Consider the following 20,389-nt stretch of genomic DNA (forward strand, 5'->3'; position numbering starts at 1 on the left):
CGTTTCGATAGTCCGTTCTAGCGCCACTTGGCGCGCCGAACCACGGCTGCGTTTACATATTCTCGTCGCCGACCTGATGGCTCATTTGCAGCGAGCGGACCGCCGCTGTCCGCAGCACCTGGGCGTAATTCGTATATTCCTCGGCCCGCGCTTCGTAGAGTTCGGCGACGGCCTCTCTGCCGGTCTGGCGCGCGTCCTGGGCCATGCGCGTCACCAGCGTCACACGCTCCTCCATGACACGCAGCGCGATCCGCATGGCCTGGCTCACTTCGTCATTCGCCGCGACGAGCCGTTCGGCGGTGACGGCATGGCCGGTCTGGCAGCGATAGCGCAGCGGCTTGCCGTTCCGAATCTCGGAAAGCACTCCTTGGCAATTGGGGCAGGAAAGGGCGCTCGGATCGGCGATGCGCCGGAGCGTGTCCGCGCCCAGCCGCCGGCCCGCAGCGATCTCGACCTCCAATTGCAGGCCTTCCGGCGGCGGCCGGTCTTCGCCGGCCTCGCTCGCCGCGATCCGCGTCAAGATCTGGCCGATATCGTCGGCGCTTCCCACTTCGTCCACCGAGACCGCCTCCAGCGCGGCGAGCGGCATCTGGTCCGCACGCGCGTCGATCGGGTGCTGGACGACAGCGGTGCCGCCGCACGATTTGATCGCCCACAGCCCCGATGCGCCGTCGTTCAACATGCCGCTCAGCACGACGCCCACGGCGCGCGCGCCATAGGAAAGCGCGGCGGACCGGAACAGCGGATCGATCGCGGGCCGGGTCATGTTCTCGCGCGGGCCATTGCCCAGCCGGATTGTGCCATCGTCCAGCAGCAGGTGACGGTCGGGGACCGCGACATAGACATGGCCGCGCTCGATCGGCTGCCCGTCAATCGCCTGCCGCACCGGCAGCGGCCCGGCACGGTCCAGCATGTCGGCGAGATAGCCGCTGGATTGCGAAGGGACATGCGTCGCGACGAACAGGCTCGCCGGCATGTCGCCGGGCAGATCCGCCATGATCTGCTGCAGCACGCCGCCGCTCCCGGCAGAGCCGCCAATGACGATGATATCGCGCTTGGCCATCAAAAATCCCTTCGCCAGGCCAGCGAACGAGTTCGTTTTCCGTTCCGTTTTAAGGACGGAGAATGATGCCCCTCTCCCACAGGGAGAGGGCGACTCGCGCAAAGCGCGAGCGGGGTGAGGGGATCGGAGGTTTGACGTTCCGCCCCCGATCCCCTCACCCTGACGCGCGACCGCGCGTCTCGACCTCTCCCTATGGGAGAGGTGTTGCCCGGCGATCATTTCGACAGGTGCCGAAATGGCACTTGCGTCACAGGCCGGCTCATGTCATTTCGATAATCATCGAAATGGGAGACTCAAATGCAGCCGGCTGAAGCAATCGCCGCCCTCGGAGCGCTGGCGCAGGAGCATCGGTTGGCGCTGTTCAGGCTGCTCGTTCAGGCGGGCCCCGACGGCATGGCTGCCGGCCGGATCGCGGCGGAGCTCGACGTGCCGAACTCGTCGCTTTCATTCCACCTCGCCCAGCTCGGCAAGGCCGGGTTGATCGAGCAAGAGCGGCAGCACCGCTCGATCATCTACCGCGCGAACTACGCCGCAATGAACGCGCTCGTCGCGTATCTGATGGAGAATTGCTGCGGCGGGGCCTCCTGCGCGCCGGCCACGCTGGCTGCGGCGAGCTGCTGAGGCGGCATGAGCGCGCGCATCTACAATGTCCTGTTCCTCTGCACCGGCAACTCGGCGCGCTCCATCCTGGCGGAAGCAATTCTCAACAGGGAAGGGCAGGGGCGGTTTCGCGCCTTTAGCGCCGGCAGCTTTCCGAAAGGCCAGGTGAACCCCGGTTCGATCGCGCTGCTCGGCGGCCTCGGCTACGACACGAGCGGTTTCCGCTCCAAGAGCTGGGACGAGTTTGCGGGGCCGGATGCGCCCGAACTCGATTTCATCTTCACGGTCTGCGACGACGCCGCGGGCGAGGTCTGTCCGATCTGGCCGGGCAAGCCAGTGACGGCGCATTGGGGCATTCCCGATCCGGCCGCGGTGGAGGGGAACGAGGCGGAAAGGAATCTCGCCTTTGCCGAAGCCTATCGGCTGCTCAAGAATCGGATCGACCTTTTCCTCGCCTTGCCTACCGACAGCATCGAGCCGCTCGGTCTTCAGCACCGGCTCAAGGAAATCGGCAGGATCGAAGGCGCGACCGATGGGCGCTGACGCGCCGGCGCTCGGGCGCAGGCTCGCGGCCGAAGCCATCGGCTGCTTCTTCCTGTTCGCGACCGTGATCGGTTCCGGTATCATGGCCGAGAACCTGTCGCAGGGGAACGACGCGATCGCGCTGCTCGGCAACACGCTGGCGACCGGCGCAATGTTGTTCGTGCTCATCACCATGCTCGGGCCGATTTCGGGCGCGCATATGAATCCGGCGGTCAGCATGGTCTCGGCGATCCGGCGAGAGCTGCCGTGGCGCGAGACGGCGGCTTATGCCGTGGTCCAGCTTGCTTTCGGCATCCTCGGCGCCTGGGCGGCGCATGTGATGTTCGGTCTGCCCACGCTGCAGCTTTCGGTGAAAGGGCGGACCGGGCTCGGCCAATGGTGCGGCGAGGCGGTCGCGACCTTCGGGCTGCTGCTCACGATTCTCGGCACCGTCCGCCATCGGCCGCAATGGGTGCCGGCCAGCGTCGCGCTCTATATCGTCGCCGCTTATTGGTTCACCTCGTCGACCAGCTTCGCGAACCCGGCGATCACGCTCGCGAGGAGCCTCACCAACAGCTTCGCCGGCATTGCGCCGCGCGATGCGCCGGCGTTCATAATCGCCCAGCTTTTCGGGGCCTTGGCCGCGGCCGGAGTCGCCCTGTTCCTGTTCGACGATCGGCCGATTGAGCCAAGGCGCTAAGCTCGAAAGCCCTGTCCTACACCCCCGCCGTCGTGCCACACTCCGTCCCGGTTCTTTGCAATCGTCGACTCCATCCGCAGCGCCAAGCGCGAAGTCCGCTTATGCCATGAGCGAATTTCGTGATCTTTGGTGACGTTTCGTGGCCGCCGTCCCGCCGCCGCGCATCTTTTCACCAACTCAATTTCCTCAACTTCGCCGCGCGCCGTTCCTCAACTTCGCTGCCGCGCCGGCCTCACTTTTCCCTAACTTTCCGCGCCCGCACGCGTTAACGGGGGCGCCCCATGCCCCGTCCTCTTCCCACCGTCGCGATCGTCGGCCGGCCCAATGTCGGCAAGTCGACGCTGTTCAACCGGCTTGTCGGCAAGAGGCTGGCGCTGGTCGACGACCGGCCCGGCGTCACCCGCGACCGGCGCGAGGGGGACGCGCATCTGATCGGGCTCGATTTCCGCGTCATCGACACAGCCGGTTTCGAGGACGAAGACCCGCAGACGCTCCCCGGCCGCATGCGCGCGCAGACCGAGGCGGCGGTGCGCGAGGCGGACGTCGCCCTGTTCCTCATCGATGCCCGCGCCGGCGTCGTTCCGCTGGACGAGGAGATCGCCCGCTGGCTCCGCGCCGAGGACACGCCGATCGTCCTCGCCGTCAACAAGGCCGAAGGACGCGCCGGCGAGCAGGGCGCGCTCGAGGCGCTGGCGCTCGGCTTCGGCGATCCGGTCCAGATTTCGGCCGAGCACGGCGAAGGCGTCGCCGACCTGTTCGAGGCGATCCTGCCCTATATCGACCGCGAGGAAGAAGCAGAGGAGGCGGAGGACGAGGACGATCCCGCGGCGCCCCTGAAGCTCGCGATCGTCGGCCGGCCGAACGCCGGCAAGTCGACTCTGGTCAACAAGATCTTGGGCCAGGATCGGATGATTACAGGGCCCGAGGCCGGCATCACCCGCGACTCGATCGCGATCGACATGGAGTGGGAAGGCCGCCCGATCCGCCTGATCGACACCGCCGGGATGCGCAAGCGCGCCAATGTCGTCGACAAATTGGAGCGGCTGTCGGTGATGGACGCCCAGCGCGCAGTCGATTTCGCCGAGGTCGTCGTCCTCCTCCTCGACGCGACGCGAGGGCTGGAAGCGCAAGACCTCCGCATCGCAGACGCCGTGCTGCAGGAAGGCCGTGCGCTCGTCATCGCGCTCAACAAATGGGACGTGGCGGAAAACGCTTCCGCCCTGTTCAACGGGGTGAAGGCCGCGCTCGAAGAAGGGCTGAGCCAGGTCAAAGGCTTGCCGGTCCTCACCGTCTCGGCGGCGACCGGCAAGGGTATCGACACGCTGCTGAAGGTGGCGTTCGAGACGCGTGAGGCCTGGTCCCGCCGCGTGCCGACCGGCGAGCTCAACCGCTGGTTCGAAGCGGCGATCGAGAAGAATCCGCCGCCCGCGCCCGGCGGCAAGCGGATCAAGCCGCGCTACGTGACGCAGGTGAAAACGCGCCCGCCCAGCTTCGTGCTGTTCGGCACCCGCGTCGACCTCTTGCCCGAAAGCTATCGCCGCTATTTGATCAACGGGCTCCGCCGCGATCTCGGATTTGGCGCAGTGCCGGTGCGGCTGACGATGCGCGCGCCAAAAAATCCGTTCGATCAGTCGAAGGCGAAATGATCGGCAACCGACTGTTTACCGATCCCGTCTAATCAGGAGGGCATGTCCGGGAACGCCTCTCCGCTGATCGACTGGAACGCCTTCAATCAGGCGCGCGCCGAGCTGGGCTCGGACTTCCTCCGCATCCTTGGTTATTTCAAGGAGGACGGGGCCAAGTCCCTTGACGCGATCGAGGAGGCAATGCGGAACAAAAGCTCGGCAGCCCTGGTCCGTCCCGCACACACGCTGAAGGGCGAGGCCCGGCAGTTCGGCGCCGAGCTGCTGGCGGTGATCGCAGAGGAAATCGAGGTCGTTGCGCGGCGCTGCGTCGAGCTGCACACCACGCCGGACGAACTCATCCCGCAAGTCGTCAAGCTGCGGCCGATGTTCGAAGACACGCTGCAGATGTTCGACCGCGAGACGAACCCGCTGATGGAGCGCCGCCCGGGCGGTTTTGGCCGCCGCGCGATCTTCGGCTAGGCGCTATTCCTCCGCCGGCTTCGACTGAAGCTGGACGAAATTCTGCAGTCCCATCAGCTTGATCTGGTCGAACAGTCGCTCGAGCGTATCGACATGCTCTTCCTCGTTCTCGAGGATGCGCTTCAGCAGATCGCGAGTGATGTAGTCCCGCACCGATTCGCAGTGCTGGATAGCGTCGCGCAGCAGTGGAATCGCTTCCTTCTCCAGCTCAAGGTCGGATTTGAGGACCTCCTCGACCGTCTCGCCGATCCGCAGCCGGCCAAGCATCTGGAAATTGGGCAGGCCTTCGAGGAACAGGACGCGCTCCGCCAGCCAGTCGGCATGCTTCATCTCGTCGATCGATTCTTCATACTCGAATTTGGCGAGGCGCTTCACGCCCCAGTGATCGAGCAGCCGATAGTGCAGGAAATATTGGTTGATCGCCGTCAGCTCATTTTTGAGCGCGTCGTTCAGATATTCGATGACCTTGGGATCGCCCTGCATCGTCCGGCCCTCCTGTCAGGAGACCCTAGGCGGCAGCGCGTTCCTCTTCAATGATCTGCCGCGCATAGGAAACGCATTGCCCGCAGCGGGGACGGCGGCCGAGCGATGCGTACGCAGACAGTGGATCGGCATGGCCCGCCCTGGCGGCGTCGCGGACCTGCCGCTCGCGAATCGCATTGCAGTTACAAACGATCATGGAGATGAGGACTACAGCTATTGCGACTTACTCGCAAGTAAGATGGGCTGTATCGTTCCGGGACGTGCTCAAAACGGAGTCTAGCCGTTACAGGATTAATGGCCTATCAACCACGATGTTGTTGTTTCAGGGGGAACTTTCATGCGTAAGCTGATCGCATTTCTGAGCGCGGCAGCGTTGCCGTGCGCGGCCCATGCCGCCACCATCGTCAATGGAAGCTTCGAGGACGGGGTCAATCCCGGCAGCTTCACCACGGTCAATGCGGGCCAGACGAACATTACCGGCTGGGACGTGCTCGCCGGTTCTGTCGATTATATCGGCAGCTATTGGCAAGCTTCGGACGGCGTGCGCAGCGTCGACCTGTCGGGCAATTCGATCGGCACGTTGGGCCAGACCATCACCGGCCTGACCGTCGGCCAGAGCTATGCCGTCACCTTCGACGTGTCGCGCAACCCGGACGGCGGCGTGACGCCCCGCACCGGTACGTTCACCGCTGGCGGCCAGACCTTTCAGTTCGCTTACAGCGATGCCAGCAGCAATCGCGCCGACATGAAGTGGGCGACGGTCAGCTACAGCTTCACCGCGAGCGATACGAGTGCGCTGATCAGCTTCTCGGCGGACGCATCGGGCGGCTGCTGCTACGGCCCGGCGATCGACAATGTGCGCATCGCCGCCGTGCCGGAACCGGCCAGCTGGGCGATGATGCTGGGCGGCTTTACGATGCTCGGCCTCGCGACGCGCCGCCGCAATCGGACCGCCATTACGTTCGCTTGATCTGATGGTCCGGCGCGCCTCAGGTGCGCCGGACCATTAGCTTCAATCCCGACCAGGTTGCGTCGACGGCACAGACCTTCACGTCGACCAGGCCCATCGGCAGGCATACGGCGCGGATCGTATCCTCCGTAATGTCGGTCGGGACTTGCGCTGCCTTTTTGGGCCACGACACCCAGACGAAGCCGCCGGGCGCGAGCGCCGGTTTCAACGCTGCAAGCTGACGCTCCAGCTCGGCGCGTTCGGTCACGAAATGTGCGCGCAGTCGAGGTTGACTTGCGGCCGGTCGAGCAGTTCCAGAACGAATCCCGCGTCACCGATCTCGTTCGCGACACTATCCGGCATGCCAAGCCGCCACACGCGCATGCCGTCCTTCAGCGACAGCTTTTTCGCGAGCGGCGTTCCCGAATAGCCGGCGGCCATCTCAGGCGAGCGCGGCGTCCGCGCCCATCAGTTTCGGGAAGAATCCTTCGTGGGCTTCCCGCAGCTCGTCGAGCGTCACGACGCAATCGCGGTCGGGGCGCTCGAAGATAATGCGGTTGCGGATCGTGCGGCCGAGCGGCTCGACATTCACGCCGGCGACCAGCGCCGTGTCGAGGAACTCTACCAATGCCATATCGGGCACGGTCACGACGTAAAGTCCCTGATCCTCACCGAAGAAGCTGCGCGCGCAGCCGAACGGCTGGGGCTTGTCGACCATGAAGCCGATGCCGCTCGCCAGCGCCATTTCGGCGAGCGCCACCGCAACGCCGCCGTCCGACACGTCGTGGCAGGCAGAGACATGGCCATGCTCGATCGCCGCGCGGATGAAGTCGCCGGTTTGACGCTCGGCGTCCAAATTGACCGGCGGCGGCGGCCCGTCTTCGCGGCCGTGCAGTTCGCGCATCCACAGCGACTGGCCGAGATGGCCGGTGCGCTCGCCGACCAGCAGAATCACGTCGCCGACGCCCTTGAAGCCGACGGACATCGACTTGGTCCAATCGTCGATCAGGCCGACCGCGCCGATCGCCGGCGTCGGCAGGATCGCCGAGCCCCCGCCGGTCGCCTTGCTTTCGTTGTAGAGCGAGACGTTGCCCGAGACGATCGGCATGTCGAGCTGGGTGCAGGCTTCCGCCATGCCTTCGATGCAGCCGACGAATTGTCCCATGATCTCGGGCCGTTGCGGGTTGGCGAAGTTCATGCAGTCGGTGGCGGCGAGCGGCCGCGCACCGGTCGCGGTCAGGTTGCGCCATGCTTCGGCGATCGCCTGCTTTCCGCCTTCGACCGGGTCGGCATAGCAATAACGCGGCGTGCAGTCGGTGGTTATGGCGAGCGCCTTTTCGGTGCCGTGCACGCGCACCACCGCGGCGTCACCGCCCGGCCTCTGCACCGTATCGGCGCCGACCATATGGTCATACTGCTCCCACACCCAACGGCGCGAAGCGAGGTCGGGCGTGCCGAGCAGCCGCTTCAGGTCGCCGGCGATGTCGATATGCTCGCTGGGCAGGTCCGCGAGTGGCGTCGGCTTCGGCGTCGGCACCCAGGGCCGTTCATAGGCCGGCGCGTCGTCGCCGAGCGGACCAAGCGGGATGTCGGCGGCGGTTTCGCCTTTCCATTTGAGCACCAGCCGCTCGGTGTCGGTAATGCGGCCGATCACCGCGAAATCCAGCTCCCATTTGCGGAAGATCGCCTCGGCCTCGGCTTCGCGCCCGGGCTTCAGCACCATCAGCATGCGCTCCTGGGATTCCGAGAGCATCATTTCGTAGGGAGTCATGCCGGTTTCCCGGCACGGCACCGTGTCCATATCGAGCTCGATGCCGACTCCGCCCTTCGACGCCATCTCGACGGAAGACGAGGTAAGTCCCGCCGCTCCCATGTCCTGGATCGCGACGATCGCGTCGGAGGCCATCAGCTCCAGGCAAGCCTCGATCAGCAGCTTTTCCGTGAACGGGTCGCCGACCTGCACGGTGGGGCGCTTCTCTTCCGAATCCTCGCCGAAATCGGCGGACGCCATGGTTGCGCCGTGGATGCCGTCGCGGCCGGTCTTGGACCCCACATAGACGACCGGGTTCCCGATGCCCGCGGCGGCCGAATAGAAGATCTTGTCGGCCTTCGCGATGCCCACAGTCATCGCATTGACCAGGATGTTGCCGTCATAAGCCGAATGGAAATTAACCTCGCCGCCAACGGTCGGGACGCCGACGCAATTGCCGTAGCCGCCGATGCCGTGGACGACGCCGGCGATCAGGTGGCGCATCTTCGGGTGATCGGGCCGTCCGAAGCGCAAAGCGTTCATATTCGCGATCGGGCGCGCGCCCATCGTGAACACGTCGCGCAGAATGCCGCCCACGCCCGTCGCCGCGCCCTGATAGGGCTCGATATAGGACGGGTGATTGTGGCTCTCCATCTTGAAGACCACGGCAAGGCCGTCGCCGATATCGATGACGCCGGCGTTCTCGCCCGGGCCTTGGATGACCCAGGGCGCCTTGGTCGGCAGCTTTTTCAGATGCACGCGCGATGACTTGTACGAACAATGCTCCGACCACATCACGGAGAAGATGCCGAGCTCGGTCAGGTTCGGCTCGCGCCCGAGCGCGGACAGGACGCGCTCATACTCTTCCGGGGAAAGGCCGTGTTCGGCGACGATTTCGGGAGTGATCGCGGACATGGGCGCGCGTTAGCGCCACTGCCCGCGCCTGTCAGCCCTTGTGTCGCCGAGGAGCCGGACAGATCATCCGCATCTCGACTCGCAATTAAGGAGGCGGTCATGACGGTGAACCCCATCCCCGACGGTTATCACAGCGTCACACCCTATCTTGTGGTCGATGGCGCAGCGGAAGCGATCGACTGGTACGCGCGGGCGTTCGGCGCGACGGAGATCATGCGGATGGCGATGCCTGTCCCGAGCGGCGTCGAGAGGGGCGACCGGATCGGCCATGCCGAGATCAAGATCGGCGATTCGTGCGTCATGCTTTCCGACGAGTGGCCCGACATGAATCTGCGTGGGCCCAAGGCGCGGGGCGGCGTGACCGCCAGCCTGATGATCTACGTGCCCGACGTGGACGCGACCTTCGCCCGGGCCCTGCGCGAAGGCGCAAACGAGGAACGGGCGGTCCAGGATCAATTCTACGGCGACCGGTCCGGGACGCTGGTCGATCCGTTCGGCCATCGCTGGATGATCTCGACGCACGTCGAGGACGTGACGCCTGAAGAGATGCAGCGCCGGATGTCGGCAATGGAACCGGCCTGACGCCGGTCAGCCAGTCTTGCGACTGCCGGCCAGTAGTTCGTCGATCGAGCTCTTGGGTGCAGGACGACCGAACAGGTAACCTTGGCCGGCGAGGCAGCCATGCTGCCGCAGGAAATCGGCTTGCCGTTCGGTCTCGATGCCTTCCGCGACCACGGTCTTGCCGAGGCCTTGGCCGAGCTTGATTATCGCCGACACGATGGCAGCGCTGTCATTGCCGCTGTTGCCGAACAGGTCCTGGATGAAGCTGCGGTCGATCTTCAGCGCGTCGACCGGGATCTCGCGCAAGTGCGTCAGCGACGCGTAGCCGGTGCCGAAATCGTCAAGCGAAATGCCGAAGCCTGCCTGCTTAAGCTCGGTGATCATATCGTTCGCCGCCGAAGCGGAGCGCCCGACGAACACGCCCTCCGTGACCTCGATGATCAACCGGTCCCGCGGAATGCCGGCACGATCGGTGTGATCGATCAGCCGATGGATGAAGTCCCGATTCCGGAACTCGGCCGCCGATGCATTGATCGAAATCTTGCCGCAATCGAGGCCGCGGCTGCGCCAGTCGATCATGTCGGCAATCACCATGTCGAGCATGTTGATGCCGATCGCCTCGGCGACCTCATAGTCGTTGAACGCTTCGGCAATCGTGCCGGGCAGGCAGATCTGGCCGGAACGGTCGCGGCGGCGCAGCAGCGCCTCGAAGCCGATCACCTGCCCGGTCTGCATCGAGATCTGCGGCTGGTAGTAGGGGAGCAGGCGGTTATTCTCGACCGCCTCGCGGCCGATGTTGATCATCGCGACCCGGCGCTGCATCTTGCTGCGCATCGCGGGCTCGAAGCTCATATAGCGGCTGCGCCCGGCATTCTTCGATTCATAGAGAGCGATGTCGGCGTGCTTGAACAGCTCGGACGCGTTGCTCGCGTGAATCGGGAAGATCGCGGACCCGGCGCTTGCGCGGCAGTCGAATTCACGGCCGTTGAGACGAAGCGGGTTCTTCAGGCTGGTGAACAGATCGTCGATCAGGGCGGCAATGGCCTCCGGCCCATCGATGCCGGGCAGCAGAATCGCGAACTCGTCGCCGCCCAGACGAGCGACCGTGGCTTCCACCGTGATCGTCTCACGCAGGACCTTGGCGAACTCGATCAGCAGGCGATCGCCGGCATGGTGGCCAAGGATGTCGTTGACGTCCTTGAAGTGATCAAGGTCGAGCATGACCAGGCCCAGCCGGCCGAGGCCTTCGGCGGCGCGCGTGGTAAGCTCGTCGAGCCGCTGGTTGAACAGCCCGCGATTGGGGAGGCCGGTCAAGGGATCGTGCTCGGCAGCCCACCGAGTCTCGATCTCGGTCAGGACGAGCTCGTGAATGTCCTCGGTATAGCCGTACCAGCGGATGATGTTGCCGTCGTCGTCGCGGCGGGGAAAGGCGCGGGAACGCATCCAGCGGTAGCTGCCGTCGGCGACCTTGAATCGGCAGCGCACGTCGTGCGGTGAACCGGCCAGCATCGCCGCGCCGACCGTCGCCTGCATGCGCGGCAAATCCTCGGGGTGCAGCACGTGCATCCAGCCGAGAAAGCCGAGGGCCTTTTCCTCGTCCAGCCCAACCATGTTCAGATAGCGTTCGGTGACGCGGGTCACCCCATTCTCGTTGTCGGCGACCCAGGGAAGCTGCGGGTTGAGCTCGACCGTGTACCAGAGATGCTCGACGCTGCGATTGAGGTCGGCGATCTCCTCGCGCTCTTCGGTCCGGTCCATCAGCGTCACGAAAAGAGCTGTGGCGCCCGCGGCAGTCTGGGTGCGGCTGAGGCCGGCATCGACGTGAAGGACGGCGCCCTGTGCGGTCTTGCCGGAAATGGCGATCGTCACCGGTGCTCCGCTCAGCGCCTGGCGAACGGCACGGATCACGACGGGGCCTTGATGGGGATCGATCAGCCGGAGCAGGCTTCGTCCGGTCAGGCCCCTACGAGAGCCGAGCAGACTGGTGGCGCGCTTGTCCGCCTCGACCCGTCCATCGATAGCGCCGACGGTCAACGTGCCAAGGCCGGCCAGTTCCAGTGCGCGCACCGCAAGCGACTGGTCGCGCCAAGGCTCCGGGCTTGCGCCCGCCCGGCCTTGCTTCTTCTCTGCAGATGGCTTCGCTTCCCTCACAAGTGCGGGATATTCGAGAACGGTTAACGCGTTCTTACCTTTTACGGCCCCACCGAGCCTAAACGTCCTGTTAACCCAAACCGGGCATCACGCCTTCAGAATGAACCGAACTCTGCGCACCCAACCCCTTCGCGGCAAAGCCTTCCCCGCGACTGCCCGGCTGCGTGCTGAAATCCTGATCGCGCCCGATGCCGAAAGTCTCGTCTCGCTGTTCGCAAACGCGCTCCACGAACACGGCATCGGCGGCCATTTCTGTCTCCGAAAGAACGGTGGCGGCTATGCACCGCTGGTGGGCGACGCGCCCGAACTGATCGGGCGCGCTGCCGAATGTATCGTGATCGACACCGATGAGAGCTTCATGGCGGGCACCCGCGTGCTGCTTGCGCCACCGCGCGAGCCGCTCGGCCGTGAGCAGCTCACGCGGCTCCGCGGCTATGCGGAGCTGTTCGCTGCCCGCGCCATCGCGCTACAGGAACTCGCCGATGACGTGGCTACGGATTGCGGGCTGACGCTGCGCGAACGTTATGTGCTTGGCCGCCGGTTGGCCGGGCTGGCAACGATCGACATCGCGGCTGAATCGAAGCTCACTATCGCAACGATCGGCACCATAACCGATAATGCGGTCGACAAGCTCGGTTGCTCCTCCGTTGCGGAAGCGATCGCTTTCGCGGCACGGCTTGGCTGGCTTGCTGTAACTTCTCTTGAGAACTGCTCTTCAAGTTCCGAAAAATTAACGTATAAGGCGACCCAGAACGGTTAGCAGCCGTCCGGGGGCGGGGGTCGTCTATCCATGTTGCATGTTGTTGCGAGCGACAATCGCGCGCTTTACGAGCGCGAGATCGCTGAGTTCCATCGTTTGAGGAAGGCCGTGTTCGTGGACGAACTCGGCTGGAATATTCCCGTGCGTGCGGGCGGGCTCGAAGTCGACCAGTATGACGACGATCGCGCCGTCTACGGTTTCTCGTTCGACGTCGACCAGCAGTTGACGATGGCGTGCCGCTATCGGCCGACCGACGACCGGTCGCTGCTGATGGACGTGTTCAGCCATGCGCTGGCGGATGGGACGCCGGACCCGACCGGTCCGGGCGTGTGGGAAATCACCCGCGGCATCTGCCTCGAATCGGGCGGAGCTCGCCACAATCAGCGCCGGCGGGCCTGTCAGATGATCACGCCGCTCGAGCTGACTCGCGCGGCCGGCGGCACCAGGTGCGTGGCGTTCGCCGAGGTGCGGCTGCTGCCGCTTTTCATTGCGATGGGCTGGCGCGTGACGCTGCTCGGCGATCCGGTCGACTTCGGGCAAGGTACCGGCATCGCGTTCGAGATCGACGCCAGCGACTTCGCCATCGCCAAGATCCGCCGCGACTTCGACTTGCCGGAACAGGGGCACATCAAGCTGATGCCCGACGCTTCCGACAGGCGCTCGATCCATGAGCGTGCGGCGGAGATTGCGCTGCAGTCATCGCTCGCGGCATCGCTGCAGCCGGTCGAGGGCGATACCCGGGAGATCGCGCAGAACGCGATGCGGACGATGACCAACGCCAAGCTCAACCAGCGCGCGTTCGATTATGTGCGCCGCAACCAGGCTTCGGCCGCGGCCATCGCCTGAGCATGAAAAAGGCCGGCGCGGTTTCCCGGGCCGGCCCTTAATTGCCTTTTAAATTGAACTAGCGGTTGCAGCTCTGCGCCGCGCCGCCCTTGACCGCGATCTGCACCGTCTTGCCGCTGCCCGAGATGGAGGTGCCGTTCGCGCCGGTGAGCGGCTTGCCCGCTTCGGTGGACTGGACATGGACCGGGGTGCCGCCCTTTTCGGTGCGGATATTGGCCTGGGTCTTGTCGCCGAGGAAGTCGACATAGACGACCGAATTGTCCTTGCAGCGATAGATACCGGTGTCGGTGACCGCAGGCGGCAGCTCGACCGGCGCCGCGTTGGCGATCTGGTTGGCCATCGGATCCGGATTGGTGTCGATCACCTCCGGCTTCTTGGAGTTGTTGCAGGCAGCGAGCGCCAGCAGGGCCGCTACGGCGGAGAGGGGAGCGATTCGCGTCATAGGCCTCCGGCTTTCGCGAGTGCAGCATGTCCGGTCAAGTGCGACATCATTCTATAACATGATGTTCGACGGTCCAGCGCTGTCATTCGTGGAATTCTGCCAGTTCCGGAATACGCCCGAAAGCGATTTTGGTGCCGACATGATCGGCACGGCCTCCCGCCAGCGGACCCAAGGTCACCGCATTGCGCCCGAACCGTTCGTTCAACCGGTCCATCGCGCGGCTGAGCGCCAGCGACCGCGTTTCCCGGGCCAGCGCGGAATCGGGATCGAGATGCGCGAACAGCGAGCCCTGCTCGCCCCGCACCGGCGCAATCTCGGCGAGCGTGACGCCGACCATGCGCAGCCTGAACCCGCCCGGCCGGCTTCGCCCCGCAGCCGCCAGCCGCGGCCAGAGCCGGTCGAGCGCCGCGACGATGGCGAAGCTGTCCTGCGTGGACGGCAGCTTCACGCTGGTGCGCCAGTTCGACTTGTCGTCCTCGAACTTGCCGTGAAGCACCAGCAGCCGCGCGACATAGCTTTTGCGCCGCAACCGGCTCGCCGCCTTTAACGCGAGACGGCGCGCGACCAGCCGCGTTGGCTCTAACCCACGCGAACGCGGCGCGAGCACATGGCTGTGGCCGATCGTGCGGCTTTGCGTCGGCTTGTCCGGCAGGTCGACGCCGTGAAGCGCGTACCAGAGCCGATCGCCATTGACGCCGCCCCAGGCGGAGCCGGCATCGCGCGGCCTGCGGGCGCAGAGATCGGCGATCGTATTAACGCCGTCGCGCGCCAACCGCCGCTCCATCTTTGCACCGATCCCGGCAATGTCGCGGAGGTTGAGCGCGAACAGCCGGTGCGGAAGCTGATCGGCGGTCAGGACGATCAGCCCGTCCGGCTTTTGCATGTCGGACGCGAGCTTGGCGAGCAGCCGGCTCGGCGCAATCCCGATCGAGGAAGTGAGGCATTCGCCGACATGGGCGCGGATGCCGGCCTTGATGCTGAGCGCCAGCGCGCGGGCGGCCTCGGGGCTGTTCTCGTTATCCAGAAGGCGGCACGCGACTTCGTCGATCGAACAGACATGCGTGACGGGGATGTGCTTCCACACTTCCTCGACGATCGCGTCGTGGAACTCGACATAGCGCTCGTGCCGGGCCGGGGTGACTAGCAAGTCCGGGCATTTCTGCTTCGCTTCCCAAACCGGCGTGCCGGTCGAAATGCCGTAGCGCTTGGCCTCGTAGGATGCGGCGATTGCCACAGTGGTGTCGCTGCCGACCGGCGCCACGATCACCGGGCGCCCGCGCAGCTCTGGCTGGAGCTGCTGCTCGACACTGGCGAAATAGCTGTTCAGATCGAGGAACAGCCAGCGCAGCGGGCGCGGCGGCAGGTCGAGTGAATCGATCACGACCTGGAACATACCATGAACTTCAATGTTGGAACAGCGTGCGCCAGACGGCCAGCTTGGTATCGAACGGGACCGCGTGCGCGGGGCTGCTGGAGGGAAGGCGAACGAGGCGAAAACGATCCGCCAACGGGCCGAGTTGGGCGGCGCCGATCCGGGCGGAGGTGCCGCCATTGAAGCCGATCGTGCGAAGCGTCGGCAGCGATGTGACCAGCGTTGTCAGGTCATTGGCGGCCGGATTGCGGATGGCGGCGTCGAGGCTACCAGTCCGCTCGGCATCGGCGATCACGTCCCACAAGCCGATGCGGTGCTCGCGCAAGGCGGCGAGCCTTGCGGGATAGGCCCGTCCTTGCAGATCGATCCCGATCGCCGCGCCCAGCAGCCGCCAGAACTGATTGCGCGGATGCGCGTAATAGCGCCCCGCGGCCAAGGACGCGACGCCGGGAAGGCTGCCCAGAACCAGGATTTCGGTGTGCGAATCGATGACCGGCGGAAAGGATGCGTGGCGCGTCACTGGCCGATGATCGGGGCTGGATCAGAAGGATGCAAATGTCTGGATTGGGTGGTTAGCGGACGTTGTTAGCGGCTGCTTCGACCTGCTTGACACGCACGTTGACCGATACTGGTGATTGCCCCCTGCTGCGCCAGTTCGATCCTGTCTCCACGTCTACACAAGGATACAACCGCCCGGCTCGTAGCTAGCTGCTGAAGTTTGCCGTCAGCCCGCCGAACTACAAGAATTGGGTAATCGCCGGTCTCGCTGCTTGCCAGCCCAAAGCGGACGATTGTCGCGTATTCGTGCTTCAACGGCTCAGATCGTTGGTTCTGATCGAAGGCGAAGAAGGCGGCGAGCAGAGATAGCCCCACAACGATAAACAGCAGGAGCTTCCACTCGCGACGCACAGCAGACAGGTAACCTTCTTTCATTCGGACTAAATCACAGAGTGAAAGAATGTCCGCAATGGATCGAAAGCCGTCATCTCTCGCGGGGCAAAATGACTGCATAAAAGATGGCGTAGCCGAGGCTAGCGGCCAGCATGCCCAGCCCTTGCCAAACGGGCGCATCTAGAAGCCAGAGCACCGCGGCACCCGCGCGGCCCATGACGAACGATGAAAGCGATGGACCGGGCATCTTCATGCTGGGAACATCGGGCAAGCTGCGAAGGACCGCAATCGCTCAGAAGTCACGATGATATCGGTTACAAACCTGGCTAAGCAACACGGGTGAATGACAGGAGAGTATTGCGGCCTATTCCAATGGGATGAGCTGCCGCGAAGCCACCTTGCATGCTACCTTTCTTATCGATCGGGCCAAGCGCGCGGAGCGGGAGACGCAAGCCGCCCTGGAACGAACCCACCGCGCGGTGCGGCGTTCGCGGGAACTGCTCCGGCAGTCGGCCTACCCCTTCTGATCGATCCTGGTAATCGTCCGCTGGTGCAAGAAGGGTGCCCGCTGCGGTTTCCTGAGCGATCTGGGCCGTCTCACGGCATCGGGCAGCTTTGCAGCTAATGGCTGCCGGCGCGAAGGCGCACAGCCATCCACTGATCCTCGCTGATACCGCTCGGCCAACCTCGCCCCTTCACCTCTCCCACACGGCGGATGTCTGTGCTGGCCATTGCCGCTGTTGCATTCAGGTCCGCGCTGCACAGAATGACGAAGCCCGGCTCGGCAAGTCCTTGCGTGCTGGCGAGCAAGCGCCTGGTTCGATCGAGCATTGCGCGTGACGAGCGGATGTGCGCTTCGGTCGCCAGGACAGCACGTTGAGACGCTGCTATACGCTTGGCGCTCGTCGCCGCCGCGCGGTCGCGCGCATGGTCGTAGGAACTTGGCACAAGCCGGCTCCCCTGGATTCAGCGGGAGCGCGACGAATGTCTCTCAGGCGCCAGGATGCCGAGGTTGGTTCTCTGGCGATAATCATGCAACAGGTGGGGCTGTCGTTTGTTCCGCTTTAATTGGAGAGCTGAGAGCAAGTGTTCGATGCGGACGACCGATGATCCGGAAAGCTATGTCGCGACGTTGCCATATCGAGTGTACCGATCCCCGCCCGGCGAGATGGATGAGCGCCGCTACGAGGCGGAGCGGGCAGTCCGTCAGCTACGTCAGTTGATGCAGTTGCCGATCGACCCGTTCGAACGATGACCGTTCAGCAGTGAGGGGCACGGGCTGCCGATCGGCCCAGGACCTACGACACCCTCTTCAATGCCGGAGCCTCCGGCTCCAGGCTTACAAGCCTTGCGTAAAGCGCGGCCATTTCGAGGTGAATCGCCGCAATGCGCGGATCTTCGCTTTCGGAAGCGGCAAGTCGTTCGTCACGTTCGCGACGCAAATAGAACTCGATGTTGGAAGCCATGACGCGCCTCCTTTCAACTCGAGCGGGAGCTTTCCGTGTGTCTCTCGGGCGCCATATGCTCAGAACGGGATGGCGATGCGCCAGCTCTACACCCCTTTGCTCGAAGAGTCTCGGGTAAAAGACAGCATCGCGGATCAGGCGCGCGGTGATCGGCCGCTGCTGCGCTTCAAAACCTCCGCGGCAACCTGGGCTTTGAGTTCACCCAAAGTACCGATCTCATGACCGCAATCCTCGCATTCGACGCGTGAGCAGTCGTCGAGCTGCTGATCCAGGGTAAAGCGGTTGCCGCCGCACACACGGCACGTGAGATCGATACGCATTGACGACCCATAGGGGCTGACGCCTTCGGTGTCTGCACCGTAGACCATATAAGAGTTTGGTTACGGTTGGGCGTAGGACGCCAGCGCGGGGGCGATGCAATGGAGATCGGATCAGGGTGATGTCGCGGATCGTGCAAGCTCTTCGATGTCGGCTTCGATCTGGTGCGCCATCTCGCGCAAAGCCTTGCTGGCGTTCTCGTCGAGGATTTGCGACGCCAACCGGCGGCATCGATCCGCGCGTTCCTTCATATTTCGAATGACTTCAGCCTGGCTCATCGCAGCCCCTTAGCCAACGTTATCCCGCAACGCAGCACGCAAAGCTTCGATCACACCAATCGGTAAAGCCCGTGTGCGAGCCGGTGCAAAATCGGCTAAAAGAAGTGAGGGTGGCAGCTGAGAAGCGCGGAAGCGCGGGTGATTTTTCGCCTTAACCAAATGTATGCGGGAAGACGTGCTGGAGGGGCGCGCATGAACCGTGGGAAACCCTGGACCGCCGAGCAAGATCGAAAGCTCACCGAGCTTGTTGAAGCTGGCATGTCCAGGCCGCAGATCGCGCGAGCGCTCGGGCGGAGCCAGGTGGCGATCAGCGCTCGAGCATTGAGCCTTGGCCTTCGCATTCGCGCCGGCGGACCTGAAGCCGAGCGTCGGCCATCGGAGATACGGGCTTCTCGTTAGCGCATTGCCCGCATGACATAATCCGGGCATCTGATTGTCGTGCTTCATGAACCTGCGCGGCCTGGGCTCTCGTATGCGCCCGAAAAAGAGGGTGAGGGATCATTCGCTGACCGGCTGAGTCGAGCCGTCAGCGCTTCGCCATCGCATCATCCGTTTCGAGAGATTGCCATCGGCGTAACTGCCGCTCTCGTTGCGGTCGCAGTTCGATATGCGCTGCCGCTCTCGTCTTATCAATTGCCGACGCTACCGGTTGTGGTTGCCCTGGCCTTCGTCACGACCTTCGTCGGCATGATCGCCGGAATCACGGCCGCCCTGATTGGCGGCTTATTGTCCTGGTACCTCTTCTTTGAACCGTTCTCGTGGGAGCTAACCCCACAAGGCGTGATCCCCCTTGTTGGATTTTCGATTACCGCGACGGTGATCATCACGACATCCCACTTGTATCGGACTGGCGAACGGCGGGAGCATGCGAGGCGCATTGCGGAGCTCGAACTGGAAACCGAGCAAGCGGAACTGTTTGCCCGCGAAATGGCGCATCGGGTCAAAAACAATCTCGCGGTGGTTCAATCGGTAGCCCTGCAAACTCTGGGGTTGGACAGTCCGCCTGCGATCGCATTCTCGGAGCGCCTGCAGGCTATTGCCCGCGCCCAAGATCTTCTGAACGAAGATGCGCGGCAGCCCTCGGCCGAAGTCGCCCTTCTGGTAAATAAGGCGCTGACGCCCTTCGACGACTCTTGGCGCCGGATTGAAGTCCAATGTCCGGCCGGCATCCGGGTCGAAGCTCGTGAGGCCATATCGTTAGCGCTTGCGCTGCACGAACTCGCCACCAATGCTGCGAAACATGGATCGCTATCCGGTCCCACAGGGCGGGTATCGCTGAAGATCGAGAGAGTCGCTGATCGCGTGTCATTCCTTTGGGTCGAGACCGGCGGTCCGCCTGTGGCGCGCCCCGAGCGCTCTGGCTTTGGGACCAGGTTGCTCAGGCGGCTTGGCTCCGGCGAGTTGAATTTCGAGACCGATGGCGTTCGGTGCACGTGGAGTCTGCCCGCTTCCGAAGCGTGACCCGCAGGAGGCAGCAACTTTCTACGCGTCCCCAGGGAAGGCTGGTCCAATGTCAGCGATGGGTCGGATGCCGACATTCCCATTTGACGAGGCGATCTGGCGCGGTCAGGCTGATGGAAGCTTCACCGAGTATCGCATCATGACCACTGCACGCGCGCAACGCCACTTTCGGACTTCGAACGGGAAGCGCCGGATGGCCCAGTCGATTTACCGGGAGGTCTATTCCGGGGCGCCGACGCCCTTCCTCGTCATGACGCCTGAGTTCGAGATCATCGATGCCAATGACGCGTACCTCGCGGCGACCATGCGGCAGCGCGATAGCCTGGCCGGACGCGACATGTTCGAGGCCTTTCCGGACAATCCCGGGTTGGCCGGCGCAAATGGCGTGGCCAAGCTCAGGCAGTCGCTGACCGAGGCGCGGGCCTCCGGTTCCCGGCACGTCATGAAAGTCCAGCGCTACGATGTGACCGATCCGGAGGGGCAGTGGAAAACGCGCCACTGGCGTCCCGTGAATTGGCCCGTGCGCGACAAGGCGGGTGCCGTGCTCGCGCTGGTGCACCATGTGGTGGACGTGACTTCGGATGTGCTGGTCAGGGAGAGCGTGGAGTGGCGCGAAAGGCTGTTCCGGCGGGCGGACGCGGCGTGCGAGGAATCGCGGCGGCTTTGCGAAGAAACCCGCCGCGGGCTCGAGCAACTGCGGCGGCGGCCTTACACACGATGACCATTATGCAGTCGGGCTTGCAGCGCCGATAGTTT

28 protein-coding genes are annotated in these 20,389 nt (G+C 64.2%); 12 read left to right on the forward strand and 16 right to left on the reverse strand.

Translation table 11 applies throughout. The features are described 5' to 3' along the window. Positions 1-52: 52 nt before the first annotated feature. Positions 53-1,063, reverse strand: a complete 1,011-nt coding sequence (locus ACFSCW_RS14775; RefSeq protein ID WP_380890785.1) for a chemotaxis protein CheB — start codon at positions 1,061-1,063, stop codon at positions 53-55. A gap of 297 nt (positions 1,064-1,360) precedes the next feature. On the opposite strand from ACFSCW_RS14775, the gene ACFSCW_RS14780 reads away from it, so the two are divergent. The 5 genes from ACFSCW_RS14780 to ACFSCW_RS14800 all read left to right on the forward strand — a co-directional run bounded on the left by ACFSCW_RS14780 (position 1,361) and on the right by ACFSCW_RS14800 (position 4,990). Beyond that, complete coding sequence (locus ACFSCW_RS14780) at positions 1,361-1,684, forward strand: ArsR/SmtB family transcription factor (RefSeq protein ID WP_380890787.1); 324 nt, start codon at positions 1,361-1,363, stop codon at positions 1,682-1,684. 6 nt (positions 1,685-1,690) lie between these two features. After that, positions 1,691-2,206 (forward strand): arsenate reductase ArsC, encoded by a 516-nt coding sequence (locus ACFSCW_RS14785; protein ID WP_380890790.1) that lies wholly within the window; start codon positions 1,691-1,693, stop codon positions 2,204-2,206. Then, positions 2,196-2,885, forward strand: a complete 690-nt coding sequence (locus ACFSCW_RS14790; protein ID WP_380890792.1) for an aquaporin — start codon at positions 2,196-2,198, stop codon at positions 2,883-2,885. Before ACFSCW_RS14785 ends, ACFSCW_RS14790 begins: the two co-directional genes overlap by 11 nt. A 281-nt stretch (positions 2,886-3,166) precedes the next feature. After that, complete coding sequence (gene der, locus ACFSCW_RS14795; RefSeq protein ID WP_380890794.1) at positions 3,167-4,531, forward strand: ribosome biogenesis GTPase Der; 1,365 nt, start codon at positions 3,167-3,169, stop codon at positions 4,529-4,531. A gap of 42 nt (positions 4,532-4,573) precedes the next feature. Further along, the gene (locus ACFSCW_RS14800; protein ID WP_380890796.1) at positions 4,574-4,990 is read left to right on the forward strand and encodes an Hpt domain-containing protein; all 417 of its coding nucleotides are present in this window, start codon (positions 4,574-4,576) and stop codon (positions 4,988-4,990) included. 3 nt (positions 4,991-4,993) lie between these two features. Here ACFSCW_RS14800 and bfr read toward each other — a convergent pair whose 3' ends face one another. Together bfr and ACFSCW_RS14810 are read right to left on the reverse strand one after the other, a co-directional pair. Continuing rightward, the gene (gene bfr / locus ACFSCW_RS14805; RefSeq protein WP_380890798.1) at positions 4,994-5,473 is read right to left on the reverse strand and encodes a bacterioferritin; all 480 of its coding nucleotides are present in this window, start codon (positions 5,471-5,473) and stop codon (positions 4,994-4,996) included. 25 nt (positions 5,474-5,498) lie between these two features. Further along, positions 5,499-5,669: a (2Fe-2S)-binding protein gene (locus tag ACFSCW_RS14810; protein WP_380890799.1), complete on the reverse strand. Its 171-nt coding sequence runs from the start codon at positions 5,667-5,669 to the stop codon at positions 5,499-5,501. Between the two features lie 141 nt (positions 5,670-5,810). Here ACFSCW_RS14810 and ACFSCW_RS14815 point away from each other — a divergent pair, with 141 nt between their 5' ends. Then, positions 5,811-6,443, forward strand: coding sequence for a choice-of-anchor C family protein (locus ACFSCW_RS14815; protein WP_380890801.1), 633 nt, complete (start codon positions 5,811-5,813; stop codon positions 6,441-6,443). A gap of 19 nt (positions 6,444-6,462) precedes the next feature. Here ACFSCW_RS14815 and ACFSCW_RS14820 read toward each other — a convergent pair whose 3' ends face one another. The 3 genes from ACFSCW_RS14820 to purL are packed head-to-tail and all read right to left on the reverse strand — an operon-like array spanning position 6,463 to position 9,087. Next, on the reverse strand, positions 6,463-6,690 hold the full coding sequence (locus ACFSCW_RS14820) for a hypothetical protein (RefSeq protein ID WP_380890802.1): 228 nt from the start codon (positions 6,688-6,690) through the stop codon (positions 6,463-6,465). Beyond that, complete coding sequence (locus ACFSCW_RS14825; RefSeq protein ID WP_380890805.1) at positions 6,687-6,863, reverse strand: hypothetical protein; 177 nt, start codon at positions 6,861-6,863, stop codon at positions 6,687-6,689. Before ACFSCW_RS14825 ends, ACFSCW_RS14820 begins: the two co-directional genes overlap by 4 nt. A gap of 1 nt (position 6,864) precedes the next feature. Next, positions 6,865-9,087, reverse strand: coding sequence for a phosphoribosylformylglycinamidine synthase subunit PurL (gene purL / locus ACFSCW_RS14830; RefSeq protein WP_380890807.1), 2,223 nt, complete (start codon positions 9,085-9,087; stop codon positions 6,865-6,867). Positions 9,088-9,186: 99 nt separating this feature from the next. Between purL and ACFSCW_RS14835 the strand changes: the two genes are divergently transcribed. After that, positions 9,187-9,669, forward strand: a complete 483-nt coding sequence (locus tag ACFSCW_RS14835; protein WP_380890810.1) for a VOC family protein — start codon at positions 9,187-9,189, stop codon at positions 9,667-9,669. Positions 9,670-9,675: 6 nt separating this feature from the next. Here the strand turns inward: ACFSCW_RS14835 and ACFSCW_RS14840 are convergent, their stop codons facing one another. Next, positions 9,676-11,799: a putative bifunctional diguanylate cyclase/phosphodiesterase gene (locus ACFSCW_RS14840; protein WP_380890812.1), complete on the reverse strand. Its 2,124-nt coding sequence runs from the start codon at positions 11,797-11,799 to the stop codon at positions 9,676-9,678. A 100-nt stretch (positions 11,800-11,899) separates the two neighbouring features. Between ACFSCW_RS14840 and ACFSCW_RS14845 the strand changes: the two genes are divergently transcribed. Further along, positions 11,900-12,559: a helix-turn-helix transcriptional regulator gene (locus tag ACFSCW_RS14845; protein ID WP_380890814.1), complete on the forward strand. Its 660-nt coding sequence runs from the start codon at positions 11,900-11,902 to the stop codon at positions 12,557-12,559. A gap of 30 nt (positions 12,560-12,589) precedes the next feature. Further along, on the forward strand, positions 12,590-13,405 hold the full coding sequence (locus tag ACFSCW_RS14850; protein ID WP_380890816.1) for an acyl-homoserine-lactone synthase: 816 nt from the start codon (positions 12,590-12,592) through the stop codon (positions 13,403-13,405). A 58-nt stretch (positions 13,406-13,463) separates the two neighbouring features. Here ACFSCW_RS14850 and ACFSCW_RS14855 read toward each other — a convergent pair whose 3' ends face one another. The 6 genes from ACFSCW_RS14855 to ACFSCW_RS14880 form a co-directional block, all read right to left on the reverse strand. Next, positions 13,464-13,847, reverse strand: coding sequence for a hypothetical protein (locus ACFSCW_RS14855; RefSeq protein ID WP_380890818.1), 384 nt, complete (start codon positions 13,845-13,847; stop codon positions 13,464-13,466). Between the two features lie 82 nt (positions 13,848-13,929). Continuing rightward, entirely contained in the window at positions 13,930-15,228 is a 1,299-nt protein-coding gene (locus tag ACFSCW_RS14860) for a Y-family DNA polymerase (RefSeq protein WP_380890819.1), read from the reverse strand. 22 nt (positions 15,229-15,250) lie between these two features. Next, positions 15,251-15,739, reverse strand: coding sequence for a DNA-deoxyinosine glycosylase (locus ACFSCW_RS14865; RefSeq protein ID WP_380890821.1), 489 nt, complete (start codon positions 15,737-15,739; stop codon positions 15,251-15,253). Between the two features lie 65 nt (positions 15,740-15,804). Then, positions 15,805-16,152, reverse strand: a complete 348-nt coding sequence (locus ACFSCW_RS14870) for a hypothetical protein (protein ID WP_380890823.1) — start codon at positions 16,150-16,152, stop codon at positions 15,805-15,807. Between the two features lie 49 nt (positions 16,153-16,201). After that, the gene (locus ACFSCW_RS14875; RefSeq protein ID WP_380890824.1) at positions 16,202-16,363 is read right to left on the reverse strand and encodes a hypothetical protein; all 162 of its coding nucleotides are present in this window, start codon (positions 16,361-16,363) and stop codon (positions 16,202-16,204) included. A 368-nt stretch (positions 16,364-16,731) separates the two neighbouring features. Next, positions 16,732-17,058, reverse strand: coding sequence for a hypothetical protein (locus ACFSCW_RS14880; protein ID WP_380890825.1), 327 nt, complete (start codon positions 17,056-17,058; stop codon positions 16,732-16,734). A 145-nt stretch (positions 17,059-17,203) separates the two neighbouring features. On the opposite strand from ACFSCW_RS14880, the gene ACFSCW_RS14885 reads away from it, so the two are divergent. Next, positions 17,204-17,365: a hypothetical protein gene (locus ACFSCW_RS14885; RefSeq protein WP_380890827.1), complete on the forward strand. Its 162-nt coding sequence runs from the start codon at positions 17,204-17,206 to the stop codon at positions 17,363-17,365. A 43-nt stretch (positions 17,366-17,408) separates the two neighbouring features. On the opposite strand, the gene ACFSCW_RS14890 is transcribed toward ACFSCW_RS14885, so the two are convergent. From ACFSCW_RS14890 to ACFSCW_RS14900, 3 genes are all read right to left on the reverse strand, one after another. Then, entirely contained in the window at positions 17,409-17,576 is a 168-nt protein-coding gene (locus ACFSCW_RS14890) for a hypothetical protein (protein ID WP_380890829.1), read from the reverse strand. 134 nt (positions 17,577-17,710) lie between these two features. Further along, on the reverse strand, positions 17,711-17,896 hold the full coding sequence (locus tag ACFSCW_RS14895) for a hypothetical protein (protein WP_380890832.1): 186 nt from the start codon (positions 17,894-17,896) through the stop codon (positions 17,711-17,713). A gap of 111 nt (positions 17,897-18,007) precedes the next feature. Further along, entirely contained in the window at positions 18,008-18,172 is a 165-nt protein-coding gene (locus ACFSCW_RS14900; protein WP_380890833.1) for a hypothetical protein, read from the reverse strand. Positions 18,173-18,610: 438 nt separating this feature from the next. On the opposite strand from ACFSCW_RS14900, the gene ACFSCW_RS14905 reads away from it, so the two are divergent. After that, complete coding sequence (locus ACFSCW_RS14905) at positions 18,611-19,633, forward strand: sensor histidine kinase (protein WP_380890836.1); 1,023 nt, start codon at positions 18,611-18,613, stop codon at positions 19,631-19,633. Positions 19,634-19,826: 193 nt separating this feature from the next. After that, entirely contained in the window at positions 19,827-20,354 is a 528-nt protein-coding gene (locus tag ACFSCW_RS14910) for a PAS domain-containing protein (RefSeq protein ID WP_380890838.1), read from the forward strand. Positions 20,355-20,389 lie beyond the last annotated feature (35 nt).

The sequence above is a fragment of the Sphingomonas tabacisoli genome (genome assembly GCF_042678385.1).
Lineage (GTDB): Bacteria > Pseudomonadota > Alphaproteobacteria > Sphingomonadales > Sphingomonadaceae > Sphingomonas_B > Sphingomonas_B tabacisoli.

Coding starts and splice junctions, on each gene's coding strand:
- ACFSCW_RS14775 (WP_380890785.1), bottom strand. CDS start 1,063: ATGGCCAAGCGCGATATCATCGTCATTGGCGGCTCTGCCGGGAGCGGC.
- ACFSCW_RS14780 (WP_380890787.1), top strand. CDS start 1,361: ATGCAGCCGGCTGAAGCAATCGCCGCCCTCGGAGCGCTGGCGCAGGAG.
- ACFSCW_RS14785 (WP_380890790.1), top strand. CDS start 1,691: ATGAGCGCGCGCATCTACAATGTCCTGTTCCTCTGCACCGGCAACTCG.
- ACFSCW_RS14790 (WP_380890792.1), top strand. CDS start 2,196: ATGGGCGCTGACGCGCCGGCGCTCGGGCGCAGGCTCGCGGCCGAAGCC.
- der (WP_380890794.1), top strand. CDS start 3,167: ATGCCCCGTCCTCTTCCCACCGTCGCGATCGTCGGCCGGCCCAATGTC.
- ACFSCW_RS14800 (WP_380890796.1), top strand. CDS start 4,574: ATGTCCGGGAACGCCTCTCCGCTGATCGACTGGAACGCCTTCAATCAG.
- bfr (WP_380890798.1), bottom strand. CDS start 5,473: ATGCAGGGCGATCCCAAGGTCATCGAATATCTGAACGACGCGCTCAAA.
- ACFSCW_RS14810 (WP_380890799.1), bottom strand. CDS start 5,669: ATGATCGTTTGTAACTGCAATGCGATTCGCGAGCGGCAGGTCCGCGAC.
- ACFSCW_RS14815 (WP_380890801.1), top strand. CDS start 5,811: ATGCGTAAGCTGATCGCATTTCTGAGCGCGGCAGCGTTGCCGTGCGCG.
- ACFSCW_RS14825 (WP_380890805.1), bottom strand. CDS start 6,863: ATGGCCGCCGGCTATTCGGGAACGCCGCTCGCGAAAAAGCTGTCGCTG.
- purL (WP_380890807.1), bottom strand. CDS start 9,087: ATGTCCGCGATCACTCCCGAAATCGTCGCCGAACACGGCCTTTCCCCG.
- ACFSCW_RS14835 (WP_380890810.1), top strand. CDS start 9,187: ATGACGGTGAACCCCATCCCCGACGGTTATCACAGCGTCACACCCTAT.
- ACFSCW_RS14845 (WP_380890814.1), top strand. CDS start 11,900: ATGAACCGAACTCTGCGCACCCAACCCCTTCGCGGCAAAGCCTTCCCC.
- ACFSCW_RS14850 (WP_380890816.1), top strand. CDS start 12,590: ATGTTGCATGTTGTTGCGAGCGACAATCGCGCGCTTTACGAGCGCGAG.
- ACFSCW_RS14855 (WP_380890818.1), bottom strand. CDS start 13,847: ATGACGCGAATCGCTCCCCTCTCCGCCGTAGCGGCCCTGCTGGCGCTC.
- ACFSCW_RS14870 (WP_380890823.1), bottom strand. CDS start 16,152: ATGAAAGAAGGTTACCTGTCTGCTGTGCGTCGCGAGTGGAAGCTCCTG.
- ACFSCW_RS14875 (WP_380890824.1), bottom strand. CDS start 16,363: ATGAAGATGCCCGGTCCATCGCTTTCATCGTTCGTCATGGGCCGCGCG.
- ACFSCW_RS14885 (WP_380890827.1), top strand. CDS start 17,204: ATGCGGACGACCGATGATCCGGAAAGCTATGTCGCGACGTTGCCATAT.
- ACFSCW_RS14890 (WP_380890829.1), bottom strand. CDS start 17,576: ATGGCTTCCAACATCGAGTTCTATTTGCGTCGCGAACGTGACGAACGA.
- ACFSCW_RS14895 (WP_380890832.1), bottom strand. CDS start 17,896: ATGCGTATCGATCTCACGTGCCGTGTGTGCGGCGGCAACCGCTTTACC.
- ACFSCW_RS14900 (WP_380890833.1), bottom strand. CDS start 18,172: ATGAGCCAGGCTGAAGTCATTCGAAATATGAAGGAACGCGCGGATCGA.
- ACFSCW_RS14910 (WP_380890838.1), top strand. CDS start 19,827: ATGGCCCAGTCGATTTACCGGGAGGTCTATTCCGGGGCGCCGACGCCC.